This is a genomic window from Labilithrix sp. (genome assembly GCA_019637155.1).
Lineage (GTDB): Bacteria > Myxococcota_A > Polyangia > Polyangiales > Polyangiaceae > Labilithrix.
In genome coordinates this window covers 115100-135737 of the sequence record JAHBWE010000025.1, presented here as the reverse complement: position 1 = coordinate 135737, position 20638 = coordinate 115100, and the positions used below count along the sequence as shown (strand labels likewise).

Genomic DNA, 20638 nt, shown 5'->3' with positions numbered 1-20638 from the left:
GGCGCTGGGCCGCCGCGCTCGTGAAGGGCCAGCGCACCGACGGCTCGTTCGCGGGCGAGGAGCGCGCGCAGCCGTCGGGTTGGGATACGGCGCAGCAGCTCTTCGCGCTGGCGGAGTCGCATCGCGCGTGCGACGGCGCGCCGGTCGCCGCCCTCGCCGCGGGCGCGCGCGCGCTCCGGGCGATGCGCGTCGGCGGCGGCTGGGTCGGCCCGCGCATCGCCGCCACCGATCCCGCCGCGCCTCAGCCCGCGACGGCGGCGGCGGCCTGGGCCGTCCTCGCGTTCCACGCGACGCTCCGCGAGACGAAGGATCACGAGGCCGGCCTCGGCGAGGGCGAGGCGCTCGCGATGCTCCGCGCCGCGCGCCACCCCGACGGCGGCTTCCACGAACGCGCGATGACCAAGCCCGCGACGTCCGATCCCAACCGCCCCGCGCGACCGCACCCACAGCTCGATCCGACGCACGAGCGATCGGCGCTCTACCCGACCGCGCTCGCGGCGTGGGCCCTCGCCACGGTGGGGTCGGGGTCGGTGGAGCCGGCGGTGTCGCCCGACGCGAAGGGCGCGCTCGATTGGCTCTCGCGGCAGGTCGCGAACGGCGAGCCGGACACGCGCGCGGTCGGCTTCACCGAGCAGCTCGCGTTCATCGCGCGCGACGCCGATCCTCCCACGCGGATCGCGCTCGCGAAGGAGCTCGTCGTGCATTGCCGCCCCGACGCGCAGCGGCGAGGAGCGTGCGCGCGCGACACCTACGACACCGGGCGCGTGGCGCTCGCGCCCGACGCCGGCGCCCTCGTCACGATGTGGCATCCATGGACGACGCTCGCCGCCGCGACGCTCGCGAAGGACGCCGCGCTCGCCGCCGACACGCGAGCGACGCTCGACGGCATCGCGCGCTGGGGCGCGCAGGAGCTCACCGCGTCGACCGAGGTCCTCGGCGGCCTGCCCGCGTACAAGCTGTCCGAGTACCTGATGGTCGTCAGCGAGCTCCTGCGCTGACCTTCCGCTTCCAGACGCGCGTGCCGGCGACCTCGCGATCGAACTCGAAGCTCTCGCGGAGCGCGTCCGCGAGCACGTCGTAAAACGGGCTCCCTTCGACGTTCGCGTCGTTCGTGCTCGGCGGAGGATGGAGCGGATCGTCGCCGAGCACGGCCCACCGGATCTCCGGCCGCGCGAGGTCGGCGCGCCACGCGTCGAGCGGGAAACGCCCCGACTTCGCGAGGAACACCGACTGCCACGCCGGCACCGAGATGCGTCCGTTGAGGCGCATCTCCGTGTCGAAGTCGCTCGAGAGCACGAACTCGTTCGCCTCGTGGACGCAGTAGGCGCGGAGCGCGGCGATGCGCGCTTCGTAGGCGCGGTAGCGGCCCGGCTCCTTCGCGTACTGCGGCCAGCTCGTGATCGCGGCGAGGACGCCGAACGCGAGCGCGGCCCAGCGCGTCCACGCCGGCTCCGGCTCCGGCCCGAACGATCCGATCGCCGGCGGCGTCCGCGAGATCGCGATGACGGCGAGCGCGGTCGGCTCGAACCAGTAGTGGGAGCCGCTGCCGTGCTTCGCCATCATGAACGTGGCCCACGCGACGCTGCCCGCGAGCGGCGCGAGCGCGAGCCACGTCGTCCGCCGCTTCCAGCCGACCCAGAGCACGACGAGGTGCGGGAGACCGAGCACGACGAAGCGGCTCCCGTACTCCTGCACCCAGCGCGTCAGCGTGAGCGGCTGGCCGGTCGAGTTCTTGATGTGCGTGAGCCACGCGCCGTCGCTCGCGAGGTGGCAGGCGAGGACGAGCACGCCCGCGGCGCCGAGCGCGGCGACGACGGAGCGGACCCAGCCCTCGCGCCGCAAGACGAGGTGCACCAGCCCCGCGCCGGCGAGGCCGCCGAGGCAGCTCGGCTTGATGAACGGCGCCGCGACGAGCAGCACCGCCGCGAGCGGATCGATCCGCTCTTTCACGACCGCGCGGAGGACGCCCCCGCACACGAGCGCGGTCGCGAGCGTGTCGGGGCTCATCGACGCCGCGTGGCGCGCGATGAAGTACACGCTCGCGCCGAACATCGCGGCGATCAGCGTCGCGCGCCGTCGCTCCCGGGGCGCGAGCACGACCGCGGGCACGTAGAAGCCGAGCCACGCCGCCGCCGCGATCGCGCGGCCCGTCGTCTGCACGCCGGCGAGCGTGGGCGACCAGAGCCCCGCGAGCTTGCCGACGAGCCACGGGAACATCGGTGTATAGAGCACGTAATAGCGGGACGGCGGCGGACCGTCCTCCCACGCGCCCTTCCACGGGTCGACGTAGAGCGGGAGCTTCCGCGCGACGCGGAGCGCCTCGAAGCCCATCTCCGACGCGACCGGGTTCTGCGGGCTGAACGCGAACGCGTACGCGACGAACGCGGCCGTCACGAGCGCGGAGACGACCGCGAACGCGAAGATCACACGATCGAGCCGCGCCGCCACGCCGCCTGGCTATCCCACGCGCGCCGCAGATTCCACCTCCGGCTTCGTGCCACCGTCGACGTCTGCGCGGGGGTGAGGTAGACCATCCCTTGCCTTGTCGTACCTGGTCCTGGCGCGAAAATACCGGCCGCAATCGTTCGACGACCTGATCGGACAGGAGCACGTCGCGCAGACGCTCGCGAACGCGATCGCGCAGAGCCGCGTCGCGCACGCGTTCCTGTTCACCGGCGTCCGCGGCGTCGGCAAGACGACGAGCGCGCGCATCCTCGCGAAGTGCCTCAACTGCCTCGGCGCCGACGGCGCCGCGACGGGCCCGACCTCCAAGCCTTGCCAGGTCTGCGCCGCGTGCACCGAGATCGCGGCCGGCGTCGACATGGACGTCCAGGAGATCGACGCCGCGAGCTACAACGGCATCGACGAGGTGCGGCGCCTACAAGAGGGCCTCGCCTTCCGCCCCGCGCGCGATCGCTACAAGATCTACATCGTGGACGAGGTCCACATGCTCTCGAACGCGGCGTGGAACGCGTTCCTGAAGACGCTCGAGGAGCCGCCGCCGCACGTGAAGTTCATCTTCGCGACGACGGAGGTGCACAAGGTGCCGGTCACGATCCTGAGCCGCTGCCAGCGCTACGACTTCAAGCTCGTGAGCGCGCGTCAGATCGGCGCGCGCCTCAAGGAGGTCGTCGCGAAGGAGAACCTCGCCGCCGACGACGCCGCGATCAACGTCCTCGCGCGCGAGGCGGCCGGCTCGATGCGCGACGCGATGAGCCTCCTCGATCAGGTCATCGCCTTCGGCGCTTCGAGCATCGGCGCCGACACGGTCGCGAAGGTCCTCGGCGTCGCCGATCGCGAGGTCCTCCACAAGCTGACCGCGGCCGTCCTCGAGGGCGACGCGGCGGTCGCGCTCGACGTGCTCGACCAGGTGTCGCGCCAGGGCTTCGACATGGTCCATCTCTGGAAGGACCTGATGCGTCACGTCCGGAACCTCGTCGTCGCGAAGGTCTGCGCGCCGGACCAGGCGCCGGAGCTCCTCGACCTCGCGGAGGAGGAGGTCCTTGACGTGATGGCGCTCGCGCAGAAGAGCGACGCCGACGACCTCGGCCGCATCTTCACCGGCCTCTCGCGCGGATTCGATGACATCGTGAAAAGCGGCCAAGTCCGCTCCAACCTCGAGATGACGCTCGTCCGCCTCGCGCGCCGCCCCGCGCTCCTCCCGCTCGACGAGCTCCTCACCCGCCTCGGCGAGCTCGAGAAGCGCCTCGCGACCGGCGCCCCGCCCCCAGCGCGCGGCGGCGGCAGCGGCGGCAGCAGCCGCTCCCGCTCGGAGACGAGCGCCTCCGCGACCTCGGCGATGCCAGCGATCGACGAGTCCCCCTCCCCGCCCCCCACCTGGGCCGAGCCCCCCCGCGCCCTCGCCGCCGAACCGACGCGCTCCGCCGAGACGCCGCGGACGAATGGGGCGTTGGCGTTGAAGCCGGAGGTCGCGGCGGTGACGGTGCGGCACGAGCCCGTGACGGAGCTGGTCGTGCCTGCGCCGGTCGCGCCACCCGCGCCGTCGTCGGACGTGCACGAGCGCGTGTCCGCGTCGGTCGCCGAGCCCGATCTCATGACGTCTTGGCGCGCGCTCGTCGATCGCGTGCGCGCGGAGCATCCGCCCGTCGCGGCGATGCTCGACCTCGCGGTCCCGAAGGTCGTCACGAAGGAGCGCGTGCTCATCGGCGTCGAGGAGACCTCCTTCGAAGAGGACCGCGCCGACCAGGTCGACGCCCGCGACATCCTCGAGCGCGCCGCGCGCGCGCACTTCGGCGTGCCGACCGAGGTCGTGTTCGAGCGGGCCGCGCGCGGCGCGAAGATGGGCAGCGTCGCGTACCTCGACGCGGCGAAGCGAAAGCAGATGCAGCTCGACGCGCGGAACGCGGTGCAGAACCACCCGCTCGTGCAGCACGCGATCAGGGTGTTGGGCGCCGAGCTGAAGGACGTGAAGCTCCCGCCCCAAGACGACTGAGAGAGAAGGAAGGACGAGATGGGTCAGTTTCGCGGTGGCATGAACGAGCTGATGCGCCAGGCGGCGCGCCTCCAGCGCAAGGTGGAGGAGAAGAAGAAGGAGCTCGCCGACAAGGAGATCGTCGCGACGGCCCTGAACGACAAGGTGAAGGCGACCGTCACGTACGCGCGGAAGCTCGCGAAGGTCGAGATCGACCCCGAGTTCCTGAAGAGCGAGGGCATCGAGATCGCGCTCGACGGCGTGGTCCTCGCGGTGAACTCCGGCATGGAGCAGGCGGAGAAGGCGATGGAGGCCGAGGTCGAGAAGATCACGGGCGGCGTGAAGATCCCCGGCCTGACCTGATCCGCGCGTCCGCGCGCGCTTCGCCCGATGCAGTCCCCGAAGCTCCGCAAGCTCACCACGCTCCTCTCGCGTCTCCCCGGCGTCGGCGAGAAGACCGCGCAGCGCTACGTGCTCCATCTCCTCACCGCCGACCCGGCGATCGCGAAGGACCTCGGCGCCGAGCTCGCCACGTTGCACGAGCACGTCCGCCCGTGCGAGCGCTGCGGCAACATCGCCGACGTCGACCCCGACGCGCCGCAGCCGCAGGTGCTCTGCGCGGTGTGCAAGGACACGCGGCGCGACGCGCATCTCCTCTGCGTGGTGGGCCGCGTGCACGACCTCATGGCGATCGAGCGCACGGGCACGATGCGGGGCCGCTACTTCGTCCTCGGCCGCCTGCTCTCGCCGCTCGAGGGCATCGGCCCGGAGGACCTCCCGCTCCCGCGCCTCCTCGCGCGCATCAAGGACGAGGGCGTCACCGAGGTCATCGTCGCGACCCCACCGAGCGTCGACGGCGAAGCCACCGCGCTCCTCCTGAAGCGCGAGCTCGCCCCCGCCGCCGTGAAGCTGACCCGCATCGCCAGCGGCGTCCCCCACGGCGGCGACCTCGAATACGCCGACCCCATCACGATGGGCCGCGCCCTCTCCGGCCGCCAGGCGCTCTGACGACTACCCCTGCGGTTCTTCGAACTGAATCAGCTGAACGGACTCGTCTCCGAAAAGAGCAATCAGCTCGAGGCGACCGCCGATGGCCCCAATCAGCGCTCGCAGCGTTCGAATCGACATGTCATTTCGCTTCTCGAGCTTCGCGATGTTCGGCTGACTGACCCCCAGCAGTCGCGCTAGGTCCTCCTGGGAGACTCGCCGACGCGACCGCAGCTCGGCGAGCACGGCTCGTCGCGCGACCACGGTCTTGGACTTCGTCTCGAAGAGCGTGTGAACGCGTTCAATCGCGTCATCCATCGAGCCGTACACTTCGTCGGCGGCGTGGCCGAGGCCCTCCGTTGGGAGGGACGTCACCCCCAACCCCATTCCCTGCCGCCACTCCACGACGACGGCTTGGTCGTCCAAGCGCACGTCGATCCAAGCAGGGCCGCGAGGATTGTCACTTCTCTCCACGGCGACGTGCGCGCGCGGCATCTTCACCCGGATTGCTTGGACGATGCGATCAACGTGATCCATGACAGTTGCGTAGGTATGAAGGATAACCTAAAGTGTATCCTTGTACAGCTGGTTCCTTTACTCCGCCGGCGCGTCGCACGCGGACCATGCTCCGGAGAGCCTGATCTAGTCATTTCAAAGTCTTACGAATGCACATGAATGGTACGACATGTGCGACAGCCCGGTGGATGCGTGGTCTCTCGGCTCTCCTCGTGCTGCTCGTATCGCTCGTCGCGGCATGTGCGGTGGAGGATGGAGCGGACGACGAAGCGGACGTCGCTGGGGAAGAGGAGGCGCTCGCGTCGCACGCGATCGCGGGGTACGCGGCCGTCGCGCCGGCGGAGGAGCGGGTCGCGACGAAGGCGATCGCTGCGCGGCTCGGGCCTGCGATCGCGGCCGGGACCAAGCTCGCCGTCATTCGCACGATGACCTTCGAGGGCAAGGGTGCCCGGGTCGTCGTGAACGCGGACACGCAGGTCACCTCGCTCGTCGACGCCGCGGCGCTCGCGGCGGGGAGCCGAGGCGCCGACGTCGACGGCACCGCGTACGCGCGGAGCCTCGCGGAGCTCCGCTCCTCCGGCAAGGCGCTCCGGAGCCTCGACGCCGACGCGCCGCGCGTCGCGGACGAGTCGTTCACGCTGACGATCGACATGTGTCAGTCGCGGAAGCCGTGGGAGAAGCGGCTCTTCGACTGGGCGGTCGCGCTCTCGGGCAAGCTCGGGAAGCCCGTGCCGATCGGCATCGCGATGACCGGCGGGTGGGCGAAGAACCACTCCGCGGAGCTCGATCAGATCCTCGCGTGGGAGCGGGGCGGCAAGCTCGCCATCACGTGGATCAATCACTCGAGCACGCATCCCCTCCACTGCCTCAACGAGTCGTGCAGCCGCGCCAACTTCCTCACCGACCCGCGCGTCGACTTCGACGAGGAGGTCCTCGGCCTCGAGCGCACGCTCCTCGCGCGCGGCATCGTCCCCGCCGTCCTCTTCCGCTTCCCCGGCCTCGTGCACGACGCGAACCGCCTCCGCCAGCTCAATCGCCTCTCGCTCATGCCGCTCGACGCCGACGGCTGGATCGCGAAAGGTGAGCCGATCAAGGACCGCGCGGTCGTGCTCGTCCACGGCAACGGCAACGAGCCGCAGGGCATCACCGGCTTCCTCGATCAGGTCCAGCGCCCCGCCCGCGCCGCGACCCTCACCTCGGGCAAGAGCGCGCTCGTCTCCCCGCTCCTCGCCGCGCCGGTGCAGTAACATCGGCGGGCATGAAGCCCGTCACGTCGCTGTCCGCGCCCAAAGCCATCGGTCCTTACTCGCAGGCGATCGACGCCGGCGACTTCGTGTTCCTCAGCGGGCAGGTGCCGATCGATCCGAAGACCGGTGAGCTCGTGGAGGGGTCGATCGAGGTCCAGACCGAACGCGTGCTCGACAACCTCGCCGCGGTGCTGGAAGCGGCCGGCTGCTCGTTCGCGGACGTCGTGAAGACGACGATCTACCTGATGGACCTCGGCGACTTCCAGGCCGTGAACGCGACGTACGCGAAGCGCTTCAACGCCGAAGCGCCCCCGGCCCGCGCGACCGTTCAGGTCAGCGCGCTGCCCAAGGGCGCCCGGGTCGAGATCGACGCGATCGCGAAGAAGCGCGCGTAGCTCGATACGCTACGTCACTGCAGCGTGACGACGCCGGAGCTGCCGGCGAACTCGTTCGACGTCAGCTTGATCGACTTGAAGCCGGTGCCGGCCGCGCCGCGGCCCACCGTGCCGTCGAGGGCGGTGATGTCCGGGAAGGCCGAGGCGTTCCTCTTGTCCGCGTCGGCGACGAGGAAGACGTTGTCCGCCGCGAAGTCCTGCGGCACGTCGAGCGTGACGTCGCCGCCCTTCAGCCCGACGAAGCTGATGTCGGCGCCGATCGAGTTCTGCGACGGGCCGACCTGGACCGTGATGTCGCCGTTCTCCGAGTTGCCGGCGAGGCGCTTCAGGCGGCCCGTGAGCGCGTTGACCTTGAGGTCGCCGTTCGTCGTCTCGATCTGGAGGTCGAGCGGTTTGTCGGCGGTGCCCTGCGGGACGATGATGTTCGTGAGCTCGCAGCCCGACTCGCCGCCGTTGGAGCCGCCCACCGTCTGCCCCTGCGCGCAGCGGATCGTGATGAGCGTCGGCGTGTTCGTGATGACGAAGCCCGTCTTCACCGTCTCGAGCGTGGCGCGCGCGTCCGACTCGGCCTCGGCGAACGCCGTCGCGAGGATGCGCGCGTTGGCGGACACCTTCGTCACGTTCGGATCTTGCGCCGTCTCGACGTTCACGCCGCCGTTCACGATGACGCCGGGAGCCGGGATCTGGATGAGGATCGGCTGACCCACCCAGTCCGCCGTGTCCGTGCGCAGCACGTTCGTCTCCGTGTAGCGGTTCTTCGTCTCGACCGTCACCCTGCAGCCGGCGACCGAAGCGAGAATGCCGACGACCAACGAACCAAACACAACGCTGCGGATCATGCTGGAGCTCTCCCTCCCGCCGGACGGCGGGTCACAAGCTAAACGACGACGAAGCCGTTGGACCGCGTCCCCTCGCCGTTGATTCAAACGGAACCTTACGGCCGCGAGGGTACCATGTAGGTGCGCCGCTGGGGCAACAACGCCTCCGCCCGCGCGTTCGCCGCCTCGATCGCCCGCGCCGCCGCGCACGCGTCGGCCTCCGCAGGCAGCGCCGCGCCCAGCACGACCGCCACCCGCGCGAACGGCCACGCCACCGCGTACCGGTCCCACGCGCGCGCGAAGACCTTCCCTCCCCCCGAGATCGCGCTCCCCATCGGCACGAGCACGGCCCCGCTCCGCCGCGCCGCGACGAGCGCCCCCTCCTTCACCACGCCGTACGGCCCCCGCGGCCCGTCCACCGCGAACGCCGCGTCTGCGTCGCCGCGCCGGAGCCTCCGCACCACCGCCGCGAGCCCGCGCGCCCCGCCGCGCGAGGACGAGCCGCGCACCACGTCGAACCCGAGCACCGTTAGCACGCGCGCCTGCAGCGCTCCATCGCGCGACAAGCTCACCATCACCGCCGTCCGCCGCCGCCGGCGCCACGCGAGGAGCGGCCACTGCTTGCCGTGGAAGAAGCAGAGCACCCACGGGCGATCGCACGGCAGAGAAGGATCGACCTCGAGCGTCACCCGCAACGTGCGTAACCAGACCCAGGCGACGACACCGAGGACCCAGCCGATCACACGGCCTTCAGCTCGGTGAGCATCGACTTCGCGCGGGTGAGCTGCGGATCGCTCTCGATCGCGCGCTCCAGCATCTGGACCGCCTTCGCCTTGTCGCCCTGCTTCATGCAGATCTCGCCGAGGTAGTAGAAGACCTCGCCCTTCGTGATCGAGCTCGACGCGTCGAGGCGCTGGAGGAGGAGCGCGCGGAACGTCTTCTGCGCGCGCTCGAGATCGCCCGTCTCGATCGCGAGCACGCCGAGGTCCTTCAGCACCTCGATCGAGCCCGGATCGATCTTGAACGCCATGTCGTACTGCCCGAGCGCGGCGTCGCGATCGCCGAGCGCGGAGAGCGCGCGGCCGAGGCGGTGGTGGTAGACCGAGAGCTCCTTCGTCCGCTTGCTGCCGAACGACGCGATGATGCGCTCGAGGACCGCCGCGGCGTCGCGGTCGCGCCCCGACTTCGCGTAGACGTCGCAGAGCACGAGGAGGAGCTCGCGATCGAGCGGCACCAGCTTCGACGCGCGCTCCAGCACCGGGATCGCGTCGGGGGGCGAGTTGCGCTGCTTGATGTGGATGTCGGCCGCGCGCCGGAGGAGCCGGACCTGCTCGCCGACGTGCGGCGGCGCCGGCGGCATCGACATGCCCGGCGCGAGCGACATCTTCGGCGGCGGCGGCGGCGACGACTCGCCGTTGCCGTATTGCTGCTGCACCAGCGTCGCGTCGTCGGCGAGGAGGTCCGCGAGCTCCTGCCACTTCTGGGTGCGCTCGTAGAGCTGCGCGAGGCGCTCGCGCACGTCGGCGTTCGCGGGCTCGATCGCGAGCGCGCGCTTCAGCGCCGCCTCGACGCCGGCCTCGTCGCCGAGCTCCTTCTTCGCCGCCGCGAGGCGGAGCGGGAGCTCGACCGACACCGCGTCGCCGCCGACCTCGATGATGGTGGAGAGCGCCTGCGCCGCCTTCTCCCAGTTCCCGCGCGACTCCGCGAGCCGCGCGACCGCGTCGAGCGCGCCGGCGTGACGCGGATCGCGCGCGAGGATCTCCTCGTACGTCTCGAGCGCGCGCTTCACGTCCTTCACCCGCAGCTCGAGGACGGCGCCGAGATCGACCATCCGCGCGAGCTCGAGCGCGACGTCGCCGCGGGCGCGCGCGCGCTCCACGAGCTGGGCGTGGAGCTCGGCGAGCTCGGCGTCGCGGCCGCCGCGATCGAAGATCGAGAGCAGCATCTTCGCCGCCTCGTCGTGGTCCGGCTCCTCGTCGAGGACCTGGCGCAGCGTGTCCGCCGCGTCGCGCGGCGCCTCGAAGCGCTCGGCCTGGAGCTTCGCGAGCTCGATCCGGAGCGCCGACCGCGCGCCCGGTGACTCCGCGAAATCGATGAGGAGCATGAGCAGCTTCGCGAGCTCGTTGTACTTCGCGAGATCGCCGTAGAGCTGGCGGAGGCGGTCCTGCGCGCGCGTGTCGCCGCGCTCGGACTCGAGGATCTCCTCGTAGAGGCCCACCGCGCGGTTGCGATCGCCGAGGCGCGTCTCCGCCGTCTCGGCCGCGCGATGGCGGAACGCGAGCGCGGCCGCGCCGTCGGCCTCGCCCTCGGCGCGCTTCAGGAGCAGCTCGACGACCTCCTCGTTGTCGCCCGCGGTGTCGCGGAGGCGGATCAGCTCGTCCATCGCCCACGGATCCGCCTCGTTCGACTCGAGCAGGTCGCGGATGATGTCCTCCGCGAGCTTCGCGTCGGCGAGCGTCATCTCCGCGATCGACGCGGCTTCCTTCGCGAGCGCGCGCTGCGTCTCGGGCTCGCCCTCGAGCTTCGCGAGGCGGCGGAGCGTGCCGACCCGATCGCGCTCGCGGCCGGGGCCGCGCTGGAGCTGCTCGAGCGCGCGGACGAGATCGAGGTTGTCCGCCTCGACGTCGAGCGCCTTCGCGAACGCGCGCTCGGCGCCCTCGCGATCGTCCACCTTGTCGCGCGACCACGCCCCGAGGCGGGCGTAGAGCTCCGCGCTGCCGGCGGAGCGAGGCGCGATCGTGTCCTGCACCTCGAGCGCGCGCGCGAGCGCAGCGGCGGCGTCACGCCACTGGTTGTTCTTCTCCGCGAGGCGCTCGAGCTCGATCAAGACGTCGGGATCGGTCGGCTCGCCGATGATCGCGGCCTCGACCGCGCGCTGCGCGCCGGCGGGATCGCCGGCCTCGTTCTCGCGGACGCGCGCGAGGTCGAGGCGCGCGCGCGTGCGGCCGCGGACGCCGTCGGCGCGATCGATGCGGCGCTCGTAGAGCCGCGCGAGGTCCTCGCCGCGGTTGGTCGAGCGGTACACGCCCTCGAGCGTGTCGAACGCGTCGTCGAAGAGCGCGCCCTCGGAGAGGAGGCGTTCCACCGCCTCGCGCGCGGCCTGGTGCTCCGGCACGCGCTCGAGCGCGATCCGCAAGGTGGCGAGGCCCTGCGCCTTGTCGCCGAGCGCGCCGATCTGGAGGCTCGCGAGGCGGTGATGGAGGTCGGCCTGGACCGCGGCCTCGTCCTCGATCCCGACCCGGCGCTCGAGGATGTCGACGAGCGCGCGCGTGTCGCCGAGCTGCGCGTAGACGCGCTCGAGCGACATCAGGACGTCGCGGCCGTCGCCGCCCTGCTCGGCCGAGTGCGCGTACGCCTCCGCCGCGCGCGGCAGGTCGCCGAGCTTCATCTCCGCGATCCGGCCGAGGCGGAGGTACAGGTCCGACGTCGTCGACGGCTCGAAGATCGACGTCGCGCGCTCGCCGAGGGTGTGGGCGTAGCGCGACCAGCCGTCCTTCCCGAGCAAGCTCGCGATGCGCTCGATCTCGCCGTGGAGATCGCTCTCGAGCGGCTGATCCGCGAGCGCGCGGAGGAGCGCGTTCTCCGCGCGCTCGAGGTCCTGGAGGTGCGTCTCCGCGACCTTCGCGATCGTGCGGAGCGTCGTCGCGCGGTCGGCGGGATCGGTCTCCGCGCGGAGACGGAGCTCGTACGCGTCCGCGAGCGCCTCGTGTTTGCCCGCGCCCTCGAGCACGGGGATGAGGATGTCGGCGGCGTCGCGGCGGAGCTCCTCGCGCGCGTCGCCGATGCGGCGCACCTCGGTCGCGGCCGCGTCTTCGTAGCCGCTCGCGAGCACCTCGCGGAACGCCTCGAGCGCGCCGGCGTGGTCCTCGAGCTCGGCGGAGAGCAGGCGGCCGATCCGGCTCGTGAGGGTCCGCTTCACCTCAGGATCGGACGCGCGCGCGACGTCGGCGCGGAGCGCGTCGAGGAGCTCCGGCCACATCTTCTCCGCCTCGTAGAGGTCGACGAGGCGCTGCGTGATCTCCGGATCGTCCGGCTTCATCGCGAGCGCCTGACCGAGGAGCACCACCGCCTCGCGCCGATCCTGGAGGCCGATCTCGTAGCACTTGGCCGCGTCGAGCAAGAGCCGGTGCTTCAGCTCCTCGTCGAGCTCGCCGCACAGCTCCACCCGGCGGCGATAGAGATCGACGAGCCGCGCGGCGTCGTTCTTGTCCTCGTAGAGCGGGATCAGGTTGTCGAGCGTCCACGCGCTGTCGGGCTCGAGCTCGAGCGCGCGCTCGTACGCGTCGATCGCGCCCGGCGCGTCCTCGAGCATGTCGCGGCGCGCCTCGCCGATGCGGCGCCAGAGCGACGCGCGCTCCTCGTCGTCGTTCGTCAGCTCAGCGCGCTTCGCGAGCACGCGGACGAGCGATGGCCAGTCGGAGAGCAGCGTCGCGAGCTGGTCCATCTCGTCGAGCGGACGCGGGTCCGACTCGTCGAGCGTGAAGAGGCGCTCCCACGCGTCGAGCGCTCGGCGCGGATCGTCGCGCCGCTTGTCGTGGAGGCGCGCGAGGGCCTCGAGCAGCTCTTTTTTTCCGATACCATCGATTTTCTCGATCCCGGCCTCGTACGTGCGCGCGAGGTCGTCCCAGCGCGTGGTCGCGATCGCGAGGCGATCGAGCTCCTCGCGCGTGTCCCCGTCGTCCGGATCGAGGACGAAGGCTTCCATGACGTGCTCGAACGCGCGCCCCTGATCGCTCCCCCGCTCCTCGAGGAGGATCGCGGTCTCGCGCAGGACCGCCACCTTCTCGTTCGGGCTCCCCGCGATGTCGAAGCGGTAGCGCGCGATGTCGACGAGCTTCTGCCAGTCGTCGGCGTTCTCGTAGATCGGCTTCAGCAGCTCGACGAGCTTCGGACGGTAGTCGGGCCGCGTGAGCATCGCCTCGAGCCCCGCCACCGCCGCCTTCCCCTGCTCGCTCCCGTACGGCGCGACGAGGCCGGTCACCGCCTCGAGCTCGTCGATCGCGCCGAGCGCGTCGTCGAGCCGGGTGTCGAGCACCTTCGCGAGCGAGAGGCGCCACTTCGCCTCTTCCTCCGGCAGCGCGGCCTGCTCGGCGCGGCGGCGCTGGAGATCGGCGAGCTCGCGCCATTTCTCGCGGCGCGTGTAGAGCAGGTCGAGCTGGTCGAGGGCGTGCGCGTCGGACTCGTCGACGTCGAGGGCAGAGCGGTACGTCTCGATCGCGGCCTCGGGATCGCCGCTCTCCTCCTGGATCCGCGCGAGCGCGTGCAACGTCGCGGTCCGCTCGGCGGGGTCGTGCTTGAACTCGAGCGCGTCGCGGTAGAGCGCGATGCGGTCCGCCGATCGCTCGCCGGCGAGGAGGATGCGGTCGATCGCCTCGAAGGACTTCTGGTCCTCCGCGCGGTTGAAGTCGTAGGCGCGCTGGTAGAAGCGGAGCGCGCGCTCGGGGTCGCCGCCCTGCTCGAAGATCTCGCCGGTGCGGTACGCCATCCGCGACGTCGTCGCGTCGAGCTCCGCCATCTTCGCGAGCTCGCCGGCGTAGATCTCGGCGAGGCGGTCCTCCGCGCCGGCGACGCGCGCGAGGCGCTCGAGCTCGGCCCACGTCGTCTCGTCGCTCGGGTCCTCCGCGAGGAGGCGCGCCATGATGTCGAGCGCGACGCGGTAGCTCTCCTCTTGCTCCTCGTGCAGCTTCGCGAGGCGGCGGAGCAGATCGCGCTTCTCGAACGGGTCCTGCGAGCCCTCGAGCCGCGCCTCGACCGCGCCGATGACCTTCCGCCAGTCGAGCCGCGCGAGGTACACCGGCTCGAGGATCGCGGCGGCGCGCGCGCCCGACACGAGGTCGTCCTTGTTCGCCATGATCGCCTCGAGCGACGCGATCGTGGCCGGGTGCTGCGCGTCGATGCGGAGCGCCTCCGCCCACGCGTCGAACCCGCGGTCGGTCTCGTTCAGCTGCTCGACGAAGAGGTGCCCGAGCGCGTGGTTGATCGTGGCGCGCCGCGGCGGCGCGGTCGTGTCGGCGCCGAGCTCGCGCTCGTGGAGCGCGACGAGGTCGTTCCAGCGGCCCGCCGCGGCGTAGAGGCGCTCGAGCGACTCGATCGCGGGCGCGTCGAGGCCGAGGTCGAGGACCTGCTCGTACGCCGCGATCGCGCGATCGCGATCGGCGAGCGACTCGTCGCAGACGCGCGCGAGCTTGTAGAGCACGTGCCGCTTGTCGTCGTCGCTCTCCGCGATCTCCGCCTTGCGCTTCAGGACGTCGACGAGGTGCTCGTACTCCTTCGCCGCCTCGTGCAGCTCCTCGAGCGCAGAGAGCGCGCCGGTGTTGTCGGGACGCAGCTCGAGCGCGCGCCGGTACGAGGTCTTCGCCAGCTCCGTGTCGTCGACCTTCGTCCGCGCGAGCTCCGCGATGCGGACGAGCACGCCGACCTGCTTGTCCTCGTCGAGGACGTCGGGCGCGACCGCGCGATAGAGCTCCACCAGGTCCGCCCAGGCCTCGGAGCGAAGGACGAGCCGCTCCACCCGCTCGATCCACTCCTCGACCGTGCTCTCGGCCGCCGCCTCCTTCAAGCCGCGCGACGCATACGCGAACGCGCGCTTCGGGTCCTGCGTCTCCGCGACGCTCGCCGCACGCGACAGGAGCTCGAGCCGCGCGTCGAGCTCGCTCGTCTGCTCGATCTGGATGTCGAGCACGCGGAGGAGCTTCTCGCTCTCGCCCGACGCCTCGTAGAGCGGACGGAGGATCTCGGCCGCCTCCGCGCGCGCGGACTCGCCCTCGTCGAGCAGCTCCTCGAGCGCGCCCCGCGCCGCGGCGGCGTCGGGATCGATCGTGAGCGCCTCGCGGTACGACTCGATCGCGCTCGCGACCTCGCCGAGCCGCTTTCGGCGCACGTCGCCCATCCGCGTGAGGAGCGAGATGCGCTCCGCCGCCTCGGTCGCGATGCCGAGGTTCGTCTCGTAGGTCGACTCGAGGTCGCGCCAGCGCTCCGCGCGCGCGTAGAGGTCCGCGAGCGCGACGAGGGTCGGCGGGTCGGCGCCGAAGTCGTCGAGGATCGCGCGGTACGCGAGGATCGCCTCCTCCACGTCGCCGAGCGCGACGTAGGCCTTCGCCGCGCGGAGGGCGAAGCGACGCTTGTCGTCGCCCGAGGTCGCGTTCTCCTCCCGCTTCTTGAGGATGTCGACGAGCGAGCGCTTGTCGCCGGCGCGCTCGTAGAGACGATCGAGCGCGCTGAGCGCGTCCTCGTCGGTCGGGTCCTCGTCGAGGCGCTCCTTCCACGCCGCGACCGCGGCGGCGTCGTCCTGGAGCGTGTCCTCGGCGAGGGTGCCGAGGCGCCCGAGGAGCTCGCGCCGGGTGGGGCTGTCGCTCTCGAGCTTCACCTGGACGCGCAGCACGCCGGCGAGGTCCGCCCCGCGGTTCGCGGCGATGTAGATCGTCTCGAGCGCGCGCGCGGCCGGGAGCGCGATGCCGGCGTCCTCCGGCGCGAGCTCCAGGATCTGCCGGTGCGCGGCCTCGGCCTGATCGGTGCGGCCGCCCTCTTCGTGGATCTTCGCCACCTCGCCGAGGATCTCGGCGCGCGGCTGCGGGGCGTCGGCGTTCTTCGCCGTCTCCGCCAGCACCGCGGCGGCTTCTTCTTGTTTGCCGAGGCGGCTCGCGATCTCGAGGTACCGCTCCCGGAGCGCGAGCTCCGCCGGCGCGAGCGGGAGGAGGCGCGAGTAGGTGGCGAACGCGCCGTGATCGTCGCTAAGGCGCTCGTCCTTCAGCTCGGCGATGCGCTGCAGCATCTCGCGGAGCGGATCCGGCTCCGCGATCGCCTCGAGGCGCACCTCGAGGACGCGGACGAGATCGCGGATCTCGTCGCGCTCGACGTAGACCTTCTCGAGGATCGCGGCCGCGCGCTGGCGGAGATCGCCCTCCGTGAGGCACTTCTCGACGAGGTCCCTCGCCTCGCGGTTGCCGGGATCGGCCTCGCTGACTTGCTCGAGCTCGTCGAGCGCGGCCTTCGGATCGCCGAGGCGGACGAAGAGGAGCGTCGCGAGGCGGAGGCGGAGCGGCGTCGGATCGGTCGCGCCTGCGCGCTCGATCCGCTTGCGGAGGAGGTCGGCGAGATCGGGCCAGCGCTCCTGCGAGGCGTAGAGCGTGTCGAGCGCGAGGGTCGCCTGATCGTGATCGGGCACGAGGGCGAGGATGCGCTCGTAGTAGCTGACCGCCTTCGCGGTGTCGTTCGTGATCTCCTCCGCGATGATGCCGACCTCGGCGAGGAGATCGGTCTTGCGTTCGGGGCTCTCCGCCGCCGCGATCACGCGCTCGTAGAGCGCCTCGAGGTCGGACCACAGCTCGCGCGTGGTGAGGATCTGCTTCAAGCGGAGGAACGCGCGATCGTTGGTCGGGTCCTGGGCGAGGATGCGCTCGAGGTACGGCTTCGCCTTGTCGATGTCGCCGAGGTTCTCGTCGTAGAGCGTGGCCGCGCGCTCGGCGAGGTCCATCTCCACCGAGGCGGGGAGGCCCGTCTCCCCCGTCTCCGGCACCGCCTGCGCGATCGTCTCGACGAAGCGCGCGACGCGGTTCGTCTTCACCGCGAGGGACGAGAGGCGATCCCACAGATCGAGCTCGGTCGGATGCTCGAGCGCGGCCCCGGCGAGGACGTCGAACGCGCCGGCGCGATCGCCCAAGTTCGACTTCACCGCCGCGAGGCGGAGGTGGAGCGGGAGGCGATCGGCCTTCGAGACCGCGGTCGCGAGGAGGATGCCGAGGACCTCGGCCTGCTTGTCGAAGCGGTTCGCGGCGGAGTACGCCTTGTCGAGCACCGTCGCCGCTTCCTTCCGCGTCTCCGCGAGCGGAAGGAGCTCCTCGACGAGGCCGATCGCGCGCGGATCGTTGGGCGCGATCTCGAGCGCGCGCTCCGCGGCCTCGAGCGCGGCGCGCGGGTTCTTGAGCGGCCCGAGGTAGAGGCGCGCGATGTCGATCTCGCGCGCGAGGCGGGCGGGCCCTTCTTCGAGGTCGCGCTCGCGCTCGTACATGACGACCGCGTTCTCCGCGTCGCCCATCGAGATGTAGATGCGGGAGAGCGCGCGCAGCGTCGGCGCGTTCATCGGGTCGCGATCGAGGAGCTCCTTGTAGACCGTGATCGCGCGCGCGGGCTCGGAGAAGACGTCCTCCTCGAGCTGGGCCCACTCCGAGAGCAGCACGATCGCGTCGCCGGGGCCGGCCGCGCGATCGATGCGCAGGCGGAAGAGCCAGCGGAGGTCGTCCTTGCGATCGGGCTGCGAGCGGAGGAGCCGGTCGAGGGCGCCGACCGCCGCCGCGTCGTTCGGGTTCGCCTCGATGAGCTCCTTGTAGGCGGTCACCGCGTCGTCGGGCGCGCCCGCGTGCTGGGCGGCGACCTCGGCGAGCTTGAGGCGGAGGCTGCGCTTCTCGTCCGGCTCCGAAGCGTCCGACGCGATGCGCTCCGTGATCGCCTCGGTGAGGATGGACCACTCCCCCGACGCGCGCGCGAGGTTCTCGAGCGTGGCGAGCGAGTGCGGCTCGCGCGGGGCGAGCTCGTACATCTTCCGCGCCCAGCGCATCGCCGCGACCTTGTCCGCGAGGCGATCGCCGACGACGGTGATGAGGCGCCCGTAGAGCGCGCGGAGGTCCTGCTCCCCGCTCGCGTAGTTGAGGAGCACCTCGTAGAGCGCGGGCAGGCGCGCCCACTTCTCTTCGCGCTCGTAGATCGGCATGAGCGCGGTCGCGGCGCGCTCGTCGTCGGGCTTCACCGAGAGCACGCGCTCGTAGGCGCGGAACGCGCGCTCGGGCTGGCGGATCTCGTCCTCGAAGATCGCGGCGACGCGGTACGAGAGCTCGATCTTGCGCTGCGGGTCCTCGGTGCGGTCGGCGCTGTTCGAGAGGACCTCGGTGAGGCCCTCCCAGTCCTTCGTCGCGGCGTAGAGCTCCGCGAGCGCGTCGATGTCGTTGGTGGCGAGGTACGCCTCGCGGAGGACGCGGAGCGCCTTCGCGTGGCCGGGCGACACGTCGAGGACGCGGCGCCAGATGCGGAGCGAGCCCGGCTGGTCCTCCATCCGCTCGCCGTAGACCGCGGCGAGCTTCTGCAGGAGCGAGAGCTTCGTCGCGGTGTCGTCGGAGAGGTCGACCCGCTTCTCGAGCGCCATCGCGACGGTGGCGTAGTCCTTGTCGCGATCGGCCTGCTTCTCGAGCGCGTCGAGCGCGACGAGGTCGCCCGGCGTCTCCTCGAGGATCATGCGGTAGAGCCGCGACGCGTCGGCGCCGCGATCGAGCCGATCCGACGCGAGCTTCGCCATCTCGGCCCACATCGCGCGGCGCTCCGGCCCCGGCGGCAAGAGGGCGGACTCGGCCTCCATCAGGTCGAAGAGCGGCTTGTACGCGCGCCGCTTCACGTAGAGCTCGCGGAGCTTCTCCCGCGCCTCGGTGTCCTCCGGCTTCGTCGCGCGGAGCTTCTCGAAGGCCTCGATCGCGTTCTGCACGTTCGAGAACTGATCGAGCCAGCGGCGGCCGATCGAGCGGTACAGCTCCGCCTTCATCGACTCGTCGGGATCGAGCTCCGCGAGGCGCATCTGCGTCGTGAGCAGATCGCGCCAGCGGCCGAGCGCCTCGTAGACGCGCGCGAGCTCGCGGACCGCCTCGGCGTCGCTCGGATCGAGGGTGATGATCTGGGAGAGGACGGTGACGAGCGCGGAGTCGCTCTTGATGTGCTCGCGGTAGAGCGTCGCGATCTCGCGCAGGATCGGGAGGCGGCTCGGCGCGTCGGGGGCGACGCGCTCGAGCTCGCCGCGGAGCAGATCGGCGAGCGGGTTGTACGACGCGGTCGCGCGGTAGAGGCGCTTCAGCGCGTCGCGCGCCTCGACGTTGTCGGGCTGCGAGCGCAGGATCGTGCGCCACTGCTCGATCGCCTTTTGCGCATTTTCACCCACTTCCGCGAGTTGCGCAATTTCGCCGGCGATCGCGGATCGCTCTGGACCGTCGGGCATCGCGTTTTTCGCGCCTTCGAGGATGGCGAGGAGGCGCGTCTGGTCGCCGGTCCTCTCGCAGTGCTCGCGGAAGAAGCCGAGCATCCCGGGGTGGGCCGGCTCGTACCGCCGGAACTTCTCGAAGTACGGCTCCGCCGCCTCCGGCTTGCTCCGCATCTTCCAGCTCACCATCGCGACCTGGAGCAGCGTGCCCGGGTCCTGCGCGCGCCCGCCCGCGGCCGCGAGCTGCCCCTCGTAGAGCGCGACGAGGTGGTCCCACTGCTGGTTCGCGGTGAAGCGGTCGACGAGGACGCGGGTCGCCTCCGGGTGGGTCGGCGCGTAGTCGAGGATCTTCTCGTAGGTCGTGATCGCGCGCTCGCTCTGGCCCTCGAGCTTCTTCATCTGCACGCGCGCGAGGCGCGTGAGGGCGGCGAGCTTCTCGTCCTTCGCCGGCGTCTGGTCGGCGAACGTGTCGAGCGCCTTCGCGAGCTCCTCCCAGCGCTGCTCCGCCGCGAGCGTGCGCTCGAGGAGGATCATCGCGCGCCGGTTCTTCGGATCGGCGACGAGCGCGTCGCGGAGGAGGCCGAGGATCTTCTCGATGAGGTCGCGGCTCTTCTTCTTCTCCTCCGCGACGGCGAGGTCGCGCACCGAGGCCGGGCCCTCCCCCTTCTTCTTCTTGCCCTTGCCGCGCTTGGTCTTCGGGCCGGCGGCCTCTTCTTCTTCGCGCCGCTTCGCCTCCTCCTTCGCCTCGCGCGCCTCGAGCTCGGGGCGCGCGTAGCGGTAGGCGATCTCGGCCGCGCTCACGAGGAGCGAGCTCTTGAAGCTCGGATCGTTCGCGCCCTTCGCCTCGGAGAAGTACTTCTGCGCGAGGTCCTTCCACTTGGAGCGCTTCACCTCGCTGCGCTCGATGCCCTCCTTCGCCCCCGCGTCGTCGGGGCGCAGCTCGAGGAGCTTCTTGTACGCCGCGAGCGCGTTCGCGTCGTCGAGGAGCACGTCGTCGCGGAGCTGCGCGAGCTCGCGGTAGAGCTCGATCTGGCGGTCGCCGCGCGCCACCTCGACCTCGAGCTCGAGGAGGCGGGCGACCGCCTCGTACTCGCGTCGCATCTCGTGCGCGGCGCGCGCGGCGCCGAGGAGGGTGAGCGTACGGTCGGCGTCGACGCCCGCGCCGCGCACCGCGGCGGCGAGATCGGTCCAAGCCTGCTCGTTGTCGGGCTCGTCCTGGAGCACGCCGAGGGCGGTGCGAATCGTGCTTTCGCTCATAGTCTCGCAGCCGCAGGGTATGGGAGCCGAGA

Annotated in this window: 11 protein-coding genes; 6 read left to right on the top strand and 5 right to left on the bottom strand. The window is 71.4% G+C overall.

The window, feature by feature from the left end:
* Window positions 1–998 (top strand): hypothetical protein (locus KF837_39705; GenBank protein ID MBX3233516.1); only part of this gene is annotated, 998 nt, incomplete at its 5' end.
* Here KF837_39705 and KF837_39700 read toward each other — a convergent pair.
* Window positions 979–2448: a hypothetical protein gene (locus tag KF837_39700; GenBank protein ID MBX3233515.1), complete on the bottom strand. Its 1470-nt coding sequence runs from the start codon at window positions 2446–2448 to the stop codon at window positions 979–981. The genes KF837_39705 and KF837_39700 overlap by 20 nt on opposite strands.
* 94 nt (window positions 2449–2542) lie before the next feature.
* Here KF837_39700 and dnaX point away from each other — a divergent pair, with 94 nt between their 5' ends.
* From dnaX to recR, 3 genes are read left to right on the top strand one after another with little or no spacing between them, the layout of a single operon-like run.
* The gene (dnaX, locus tag KF837_39695) at window positions 2543–4453 is read left to right on the top strand and encodes a DNA polymerase III subunit gamma/tau (GenBank protein ID MBX3233514.1); all 1911 of its coding nucleotides are present in this window, start codon (window positions 2543–2545) and stop codon (window positions 4451–4453) included.
* A gap of 18 nt (window positions 4454–4471) precedes the next feature.
* Window positions 4472–4795, top strand: coding sequence for a YbaB/EbfC family nucleoid-associated protein (locus KF837_39690; GenBank protein ID MBX3233513.1), 324 nt, complete (start codon window positions 4472–4474; stop codon window positions 4793–4795).
* 27 nt (window positions 4796–4822) lie between these two features.
* Window positions 4823–5440: a recombination mediator RecR gene (recR, locus tag KF837_39685; GenBank protein ID MBX3233512.1), complete on the top strand. Its 618-nt coding sequence runs from the start codon at window positions 4823–4825 to the stop codon at window positions 5438–5440.
* 3 nt (window positions 5441–5443) lie between these two features.
* Here the strand turns inward: recR and KF837_39680 are convergent, their stop codons facing one another.
* A complete protein-coding gene (locus KF837_39680) occupies window positions 5444–5956 on the bottom strand; it encodes an XRE family transcriptional regulator (protein MBX3233511.1) in 513 nt (170 codons plus the stop codon).
* Window positions 5957–6123: 167 nt separating this feature from the next.
* On the opposite strand from KF837_39680, the gene KF837_39675 reads away from it, so the two are divergent.
* Together KF837_39675 and KF837_39670 are read left to right on the top strand one after the other, a co-directional pair.
* The gene (locus KF837_39675) at window positions 6124–7182 is read left to right on the top strand and encodes a hypothetical protein (protein ID MBX3233510.1); all 1059 of its coding nucleotides are present in this window, start codon (window positions 6124–6126) and stop codon (window positions 7180–7182) included.
* Window positions 7183–7193: 11 nt separating this feature from the next.
* The gene (locus tag KF837_39670) at window positions 7194–7577 is read left to right on the top strand and encodes a RidA family protein (protein MBX3233509.1); all 384 of its coding nucleotides are present in this window, start codon (window positions 7194–7196) and stop codon (window positions 7575–7577) included.
* 14 nt (window positions 7578–7591) lie between these two features.
* On the opposite strand, the gene KF837_39665 is transcribed toward KF837_39670, so the two are convergent.
* From KF837_39665 to KF837_39655, 3 genes are all read right to left on the bottom strand, one after another.
* Window positions 7592–8416, bottom strand: coding sequence for a hypothetical protein (locus KF837_39665; protein MBX3233508.1), 825 nt, complete (start codon window positions 8414–8416; stop codon window positions 7592–7594).
* A gap of 95 nt (window positions 8417–8511) precedes the next feature.
* Window positions 8512–9138 carry a DUF374 domain-containing protein gene (locus tag KF837_39660; protein MBX3233507.1) on the bottom strand — a complete coding sequence of 209 codons (627 nt, stop codon included), beginning with the start codon at window positions 9136–9138 and terminating at the stop codon, window positions 8512–8514.
* Window positions 9135–20606 carry a tetratricopeptide repeat protein gene (locus KF837_39655; protein MBX3233506.1) on the bottom strand — a complete coding sequence of 3824 codons (11472 nt, stop codon included), beginning with the start codon at window positions 20604–20606 and terminating at the stop codon, window positions 9135–9137. The genes KF837_39660 and KF837_39655 overlap by 4 nt, the downstream gene beginning before the upstream one ends.
* Between the last annotated feature and the right edge of the window lie 32 nt (window positions 20607–20638).